At 37.2% G+C, this 6,612-nt stretch carries 6 protein-coding genes; 2 read left to right on the top strand and 4 right to left on the bottom strand.

Annotated elements, in window-relative coordinates; translation table 11 throughout:
* Positions 1-112 precede the first annotated feature (112 nt).
* Positions 113-868: a creatininase family protein gene (locus tag B3P17_RS15780; RefSeq protein ID WP_252636660.1), complete on the bottom strand. Its 756-nt coding sequence runs from the start codon at positions 866-868 to the stop codon at positions 113-115.
* A gap of 69 nt (positions 869-937) precedes the next feature.
* On the opposite strand from B3P17_RS15780, the gene B3P17_RS15785 reads away from it, so the two are divergent.
* On the top strand, positions 938-1,537 hold the full coding sequence (locus B3P17_RS15785) for a hypothetical protein (RefSeq protein WP_252636661.1): 600 nt from the start codon (positions 938-940) through the stop codon (positions 1,535-1,537).
* 4 nt (positions 1,538-1,541) lie between these two features.
* Here B3P17_RS15785 and B3P17_RS15790 read toward each other — a convergent pair whose 3' ends face one another.
* The gene (locus tag B3P17_RS15790; protein ID WP_252636662.1) at positions 1,542-1,976 is read right to left on the bottom strand and encodes a VOC family protein; all 435 of its coding nucleotides are present in this window, start codon (positions 1,974-1,976) and stop codon (positions 1,542-1,544) included.
* A gap of 99 nt (positions 1,977-2,075) precedes the next feature.
* A complete protein-coding gene (locus tag B3P17_RS15795; RefSeq protein WP_291106287.1) occupies positions 2,076-4,571 on the bottom strand; it encodes an ATP-dependent Clp protease ATP-binding subunit in 2,496 nt (831 codons plus the stop codon).
* Between the two features lie 827 nt (positions 4,572-5,398).
* On the opposite strand from B3P17_RS15795, the gene B3P17_RS15800 reads away from it, so the two are divergent.
* On the top strand, positions 5,399-6,001 hold the full coding sequence (locus tag B3P17_RS15800; RefSeq protein ID WP_291106290.1) for an IMPACT family protein: 603 nt from the start codon (positions 5,399-5,401) through the stop codon (positions 5,999-6,001).
* A gap of 33 nt (positions 6,002-6,034) precedes the next feature.
* Here B3P17_RS15800 and B3P17_RS15805 read toward each other — a convergent pair whose 3' ends face one another.
* Positions 6,035-6,514 carry a methylglyoxal synthase gene (locus B3P17_RS15805; RefSeq protein WP_006842469.1) on the bottom strand — a complete coding sequence of 160 codons (480 nt, stop codon included), beginning with the start codon at positions 6,512-6,514 and terminating at the stop codon, positions 6,035-6,037.
* Positions 6,515-6,612: the final 98 nt, after the last annotated feature.

The raw sequence follows: 6,612 nt of genomic DNA on the forward strand, positions 1-6,612 counted from the left end.
CTTTGTCATGTTGAACGAAGTGAAACATCTCGTGTATTCAAAGTCGAGATTCTTCGTTACACTCAAAATGACAAAAAGAGAGCAACAACAATTATTCCACCTTTTTACTGTATCAATAGATATTCTCTTTCGCCACATCTATAAACAGTTCAGAAAGTTTCCGGCTCACAGCATCGGCATATTTCTTACCTTTCTCTGCTGTTGACTTTTTAGGATTACCAATCCCTGTATCATGAGAGACCTTCGCCCAATTTCTTGGCGTCCAACCAATGCCGTCTCTAAGAGATTCAGCACTAAAGGCTTTAGACGCTCCGTCTCCGGCAACAGATAGGTTCACCAACTCGGGATGATAATGCATCATCATTGAGGTTTCCATTTCGCCGGCATGGTCGTCTTTTTCTTCAAAATATCCGGTCTGAGGAACAATGGCGAACAGATTACTTATCACAATCAAAAAATCAGGATATTGAACAGCCAGATCTCGTATCATATTCTTAAAGCTATTTCCACCATGTCCGTTTACAATAACAAGTTTATGCACCCCTTGATAGTTCAGCGAAGAAACGATATCCGATAGTATGGCTTTTTGCGTCTCATAACCGGCATGCAAACAAAAAGGTAGTTCTCTTTGCCCCGGATTCTGCGATCCAAGATGTATTACAGGCAATACCATTCCTTTCACTTTCTGGTTTTCGTATGCCTTAATGACCGCATCTACTGACAAATCGTGAGCCAGATAGCAATCTGTCATATAAGGCAAATGATAATTATGAGGTTCGGTAGCACCCCATGGCTGCACTGCATAATCATACTTTTCATTCTTCGTGTCATTGTATATCGCTAATAGCATATCAAATCGTGAGTTCATATCCTTGCTTTTTTATTATTTGTAAAGATAACAATAGCTTTTTATCTTTGTTGAGTAAAAAACAAACAGATGAAAGAAAAGATCATAGAGCTCAGAAAAATACTCCCCATACCAATGGGAGAAGCCATGCAAATATTGAAAGAGAATGATAATGATGTAGAAAAATGCGTCTACCTATTCAAAGCTAAATCGATAAAGGAAATACAATCCCTTACCGGCTGTGACGAAGAAATGGCTAATAAGTATTATGAAGCAGAGAAGTACGATTTCAACAGAACCGTATCGGCTATAAGGGAAGATCTTTTCGATAAGAACTATATACATATAGAGGGAGTAACTAAAGAGAACATCAGTTTGATATACCAATGGCTAAGGATTATCGAAGATAAAGACTTCGGGTTGTCATTAGACTTTTCATACCTCAATATAGTATTGGATACATTGCTGTTGATCCCTCCATTGAAAGAGACTGCAGATGTAGTCCGAAAGGCAAAAGAAGCAAAGGACACCATTTTTGAAGGATATTCAGACACCGACAGCTTGGATGAGTTTGTTCGCCGACACAAAAAGCTTGATGACAACGAGGAGTTTCAAAAAGCAGACCGTATAGTAAGCTTAAAACTCACTATTATAAGAGAAGAGTTGATGCGACATGCACGAAACTTATAACAGGTTACTCTGTTATAAGAAGCATATCATTTTCATCGAACTGCCAAGAATCAGCATAAGCAACCTCCCAATAATATCCATCTAAGTCTTGGAAGTATCCGCTATAACCTCCCCAAAAAACATCTTGGGGATTTTTTATTATCTTACCTCCAAAGCTCTCCACTTTGGCGAATATATCATCTACTTCATCCTTCGATTTTGCATTGTATGCCAATGTAAATCCCGAGAACCCTGTGTTTAGCTCAGGTGTAGCTGAACTGTCGATATCCTCCGCTAACATTTTCAGGGGGTAAAGAGCTAATTTTGTCCCGCTGTTATTAAAAAAGACAATTGCAGGATTGTCTTCTGTATTGGGAGTTGAAAAACCAAGCTTCTTATAAAACGCACAAGAGGCCTTTACATCTTTTACTCCCAGTGTAATAATATTTATCCGATTCATTATAGTAATTCTTTAATATCCCAAATATAAGATTATATATTGTATAACAGAAGAGGAGTGAATACGTCCACTCCTCTTTCAAAAAATATTTAAGAAAATTTATTTTGCTATTGCTTTCAATTTATCTTTTTCTTTATCTACTTCAAAAGTTATAGTCCCGTTTTCTGCTACTCCACCCGAAAGGATTAACTCAGCAATCTCATCTTCCACGTAGTTCTGAATAGCACGTTTCAAAGGACGAGCGCCAAATTGCACATCATACCCTTTATCTGTAAGGAAATCCTTCGCTTCCTGGCTTAGCTCGATAGTATACCCTAACTCCGACATACGTTTATAGAAGCCTTTTAGTTCTATATCGATGATCTTCTCGATAGAAGACTTATCTAACTGATCGAATGTTATTATGTCATCTACACGATTCAAGAACTCGGGAGAAAAAGACTTATTCAATGCCTTTTGAAGCACGCTTCTGGAGAATTCTTTGTTGGCGGCAGATTGCTTATTAAAACCAATACCACCTCCAAAATCTTTCAACTGGCGTGTACCTACATTGGAGGTCATAATCAGTATCGTATTCTTGAAGTCTATCTTACGTCCCATACTGTCTGTCAAGTGGCCTTCGTCCATCACCTGCAACAAGATATTATACACATCAGGATGTGCCTTTTCTATCTCATCAAGCAGTACTACAGAATAAGGTTTACGACGTACTTTCTCACTCAACAATCCGCCTTCTTCGTATCCCACATATCCCGGAGGTGCTCCNNTCTCCATATATTCACTCATGTCTATACGGATAAGAGCATCGGCAGAGTCAAACAATTGTTCTGCAATCTTTTTCGCTAAGTGAGTCTTACCTACACCAGTAGGCCCAAGGAACATAAATGAACCAATCGGACGGTTAGGGTCTTTAAGACCTATACGGTTACGCTGAATAGCTTTTACGATTTTACTTACAGCCTCATCTTGGCCAATTACAGCAGCTTTCAGGCTATCTTTCATACCTACAAGCTTCAAGCCTTCCGACTCACCAATACGTTGAACAGGAACTCCCGACATCATAGAAACTACCTCAGCAACCATTTCGGCGTCTACTGTTTCCGGTTTCTCTTTCAACGATGCTTTCCAGTCTACTTCAGCCTTGTCAAGCTTAGCCATCAATTGACGTTGTGTATCTCGGAAACTCGCTGCCAACTCATATTTCTGTGCTTTTACAGCTTCCCCTTTTTGCTCTATCACATTTTTGAGTTCGCTCTCGATTTCTTCAATTTCTACAGGCACCTGTATATTTGCAATATGCATACGTGAACCCGCTTCATCCAAAGCATCGATAGCTTTATCGGGGAAATTACGATCTGTAATATATCTATCGGTGAGTTTTACACAAGCCTCAAGTGCACCTTCAGTATATTTCACATTGTGATGCTCTTCGTAACGTTCTTTGATATTATGCAATATCTGTAGCGTTTCTTCTGCTGTGGTAGGATCTACCATCACCTTTTGGAAACGACGTTCTAAAGCTCCATCTTTTTCTATATTCTTACGATATTCATCGAGGGTAGTTGCACCAATACATTGTATCTCGCCTCTGGCCAAAGCCGGTTTCAACATATTTGCGGCATCCAGAGAGCCCGTAGCTCCCCCCGCTCCTACGATCGTATGTATCTCGTCAATAAACAATATAATATTAGGATTCTTTGACAACTCGTTCAAAATAGCCTTTATTCGTTCTTCAAATTGTCCACGATATTTGGTTCCGGCTACAACCGAAGCCATATCAAGGGCAATAACACGCTTATCGAACAATACTCGAGATACTTTTTTCTGCACTATTCGTAATGCCAAACCTTCAACGATAGCAGACTTTCCAACTCCCGGTTCTCCTATCAATATAGGATTGTTTTTCTTACGACGGCTGAGAATCTGAGCTAAACGTTCAATTTCTTTTTCACGGCCTACAATTGGGTCTAGCTTATTTTCCAAAGCTGACTTCGTCATGTCTATACCGAAATTATCGAGTACAGGCGTATCTGTAGCCTGACGAGGTTGTTGTGTACCAACGTTCGAGTTTCCACTGCTTATTGGTTCATCATCCTCATCGTCATCATCTGTAAAGTCGGCACCCATACGAGGCGACTGCTTTTTATTTTCATGCATTATATCACCCATACTTTTTATATAAGTGAAAGCTCCGTTATAATCCATATGATATTCTTCCAACAGCATCGCCGCTATATTGTCATGATCTTTAAGAATGGCAAGAAGTAAGTGCTCGGAGTCAGTTTCCTGACTTTTTGTAAGCCTGGCTTCAAGTATACTCATCTTTAAAATCTTTTCAGTACTTTTACTTAATACGACTTCACTGTTTGGATATGCATCTTCCTGCTGCTTTAATATATTATTATCAATACTATCTTTTAATTCAACCAAATCTATTCCAAAATCCTTTAATGCCTGTATAGCCAATCCTTCTGCATTACGAAGTATACCAAGCATCAAATGTTCGGGTGCCAGATAATTGGTTTGAAGACGTCCGGCCTCCTCACGGCTATACCCCATGATTTTGCGAACTCTCTGTGAAAAATTATTTTCCATAACCGTCTTATTTGATGTTCTTTGCGTATGTTGCAAATATAAGCTTTATTTCTAATAGCCTTTTAGATTAAAATAAAATACCTATTTATAATATTGAAACAAAAACTATGCCATAATGTTTTTTAGATACTTGCTAAATTTATTCTTTAAATGATAAAAAAAATCTTGAAGCGGACAATCTTTTAATTACAACTTAACCTCTCTGTGTCAGCTTTGTAACAATTACAATCTAAATTTATGCTATAGAATTAGAGAGCTAATTAAGTATTTAATGAATAATAAGATCTATTTATCAATCAAGCATAGTAATAACAAATATAAATATTTGTAAGGTTTTAGTCATAAAAACTCGATGTTTAAATTCTATATAAATAGTTAATATCTCTTTTGCGATTCTTCGAGCCAAAGACTCAGATAGTTATAATTTAGACTAACTATTTACGGAAACAAATATATTACATTTTGATTCTAAAAACGAAACAATAAAATTATATTAATGTTAAAATTATATTTTTTATATCATTAAGTTTGTTTTATAAAAAATTATACATACTTTTGTAAAGTATTTTTCATGGTATTAGATTTATGGTTAGGAGTGAAGATTGGTTGTCGTGAGACAACCATTCCTATTTTATACCGGTTTGTAAAACATTTACCCCTGATTATCAATCAAAACCTCCCATTTTTAAGCATTAGACATCTTTCACTTTATTTCATACAATCTAAAATCTTTATAGCATCAGATATCATTCTGCTCGGAAATTCTGTCATTAATTATTACTTTGTCTAAAGAATGCTTTATTTCATAATTTGTATCTTTGTAGTCTATGGAAGATACTTTCAGAACAATAACGGAATTATCGAAAGCAATATACACTGACAAAAGGAGTAAATTTATTGCTTACGCCATTCCTGTGCAATCTACAGAAGAAGCCAAAAATGAAATAGATAAACTTCGCAAAGAATACTATGATGCTCGACATGTTTGCTGGGCATATATGCTAGGAGCCGATCGGACGGAATTCAGATCGAACGACGACGGAGAGCCATCCGGAACAGCTGGCAAACCAATACTAGGGCAAATAAATTCTAATAACCTTACGGATATAGTAATTGCTGTAGTCCGTTACTTTGGCGGAATAAAGCTAGGCACAAGCGGGCTCATTGTCGCCTACAGAGAAGCAGCGGCAGAAGCTATTGCCGAGGCAGAAATTATAGAAAAAACAGTAGACTTGGAAACATCATTCACTTTCGAGTATCCATATATGAATGATGTGATGCGACTGGTAAAAGATATGGAACCTAAAATTTTACATCAAGATTTCGATATGAACTGTAGCATGATACTACAGATAAGAAAAGCTCAATACGACGAATTAGTAAGCAGATTAGAAAAAGTAGAAAGTCTCCAATTCGCAGATAAAAAATAAGGTAAGCTTTTATGAGCTTACCTTTTTCTATTTTTAGTCTTTTTTCCTTCTGAAACTTGCATCAAATTTACTTCGATCAAAAATTTCATATCGAGGCAAAGTAGGCGTATAATCATCATCATCCCACAATGTACTTGTGATCATAAGATCTGCGCTATAGCGATTACAAGCAATTGGCACGTTGTGCACACGGCATTGGCGCAACAACATCATTATATCGGCTTCATGGGGTTGAGGATTTAAATCATCTATCAAGAAAATAGCCAAGTCCACCTCATGACGCACTACCATTGCAGCAATCTCAGCATCACCACCCAATGGACCGGAGTTCATACGGGTAATATCTGCTTTTATTCCTTTTTCTTCAAAGGCTTCTTTAATAAGAGTTCCTGTTGTTCCGGTACAAACCAATTGGTGTTTTGACAAGAAGTCTGAATTATAATAACACCATTCTACCATATCCGCTTTGCGGTGATCATGTGCCACCAGGGCTATTGTTAGTCTCTTTCTCATATTTGTCGATAGTTATATGTAATCATTATTTCAAAGATACAATATTTATGTTGCATTTCTATAACGATACAATTAAACTTATTGTCCCGTCCTAAAAT

Origin of the sequence: Dysgonomonas sp. UBA7630 (genome assembly GCF_002483985.1) — a bacterium.
Lineage (GTDB): Bacteria > Bacteroidota > Bacteroidia > Bacteroidales > Dysgonomonadaceae > Dysgonomonas.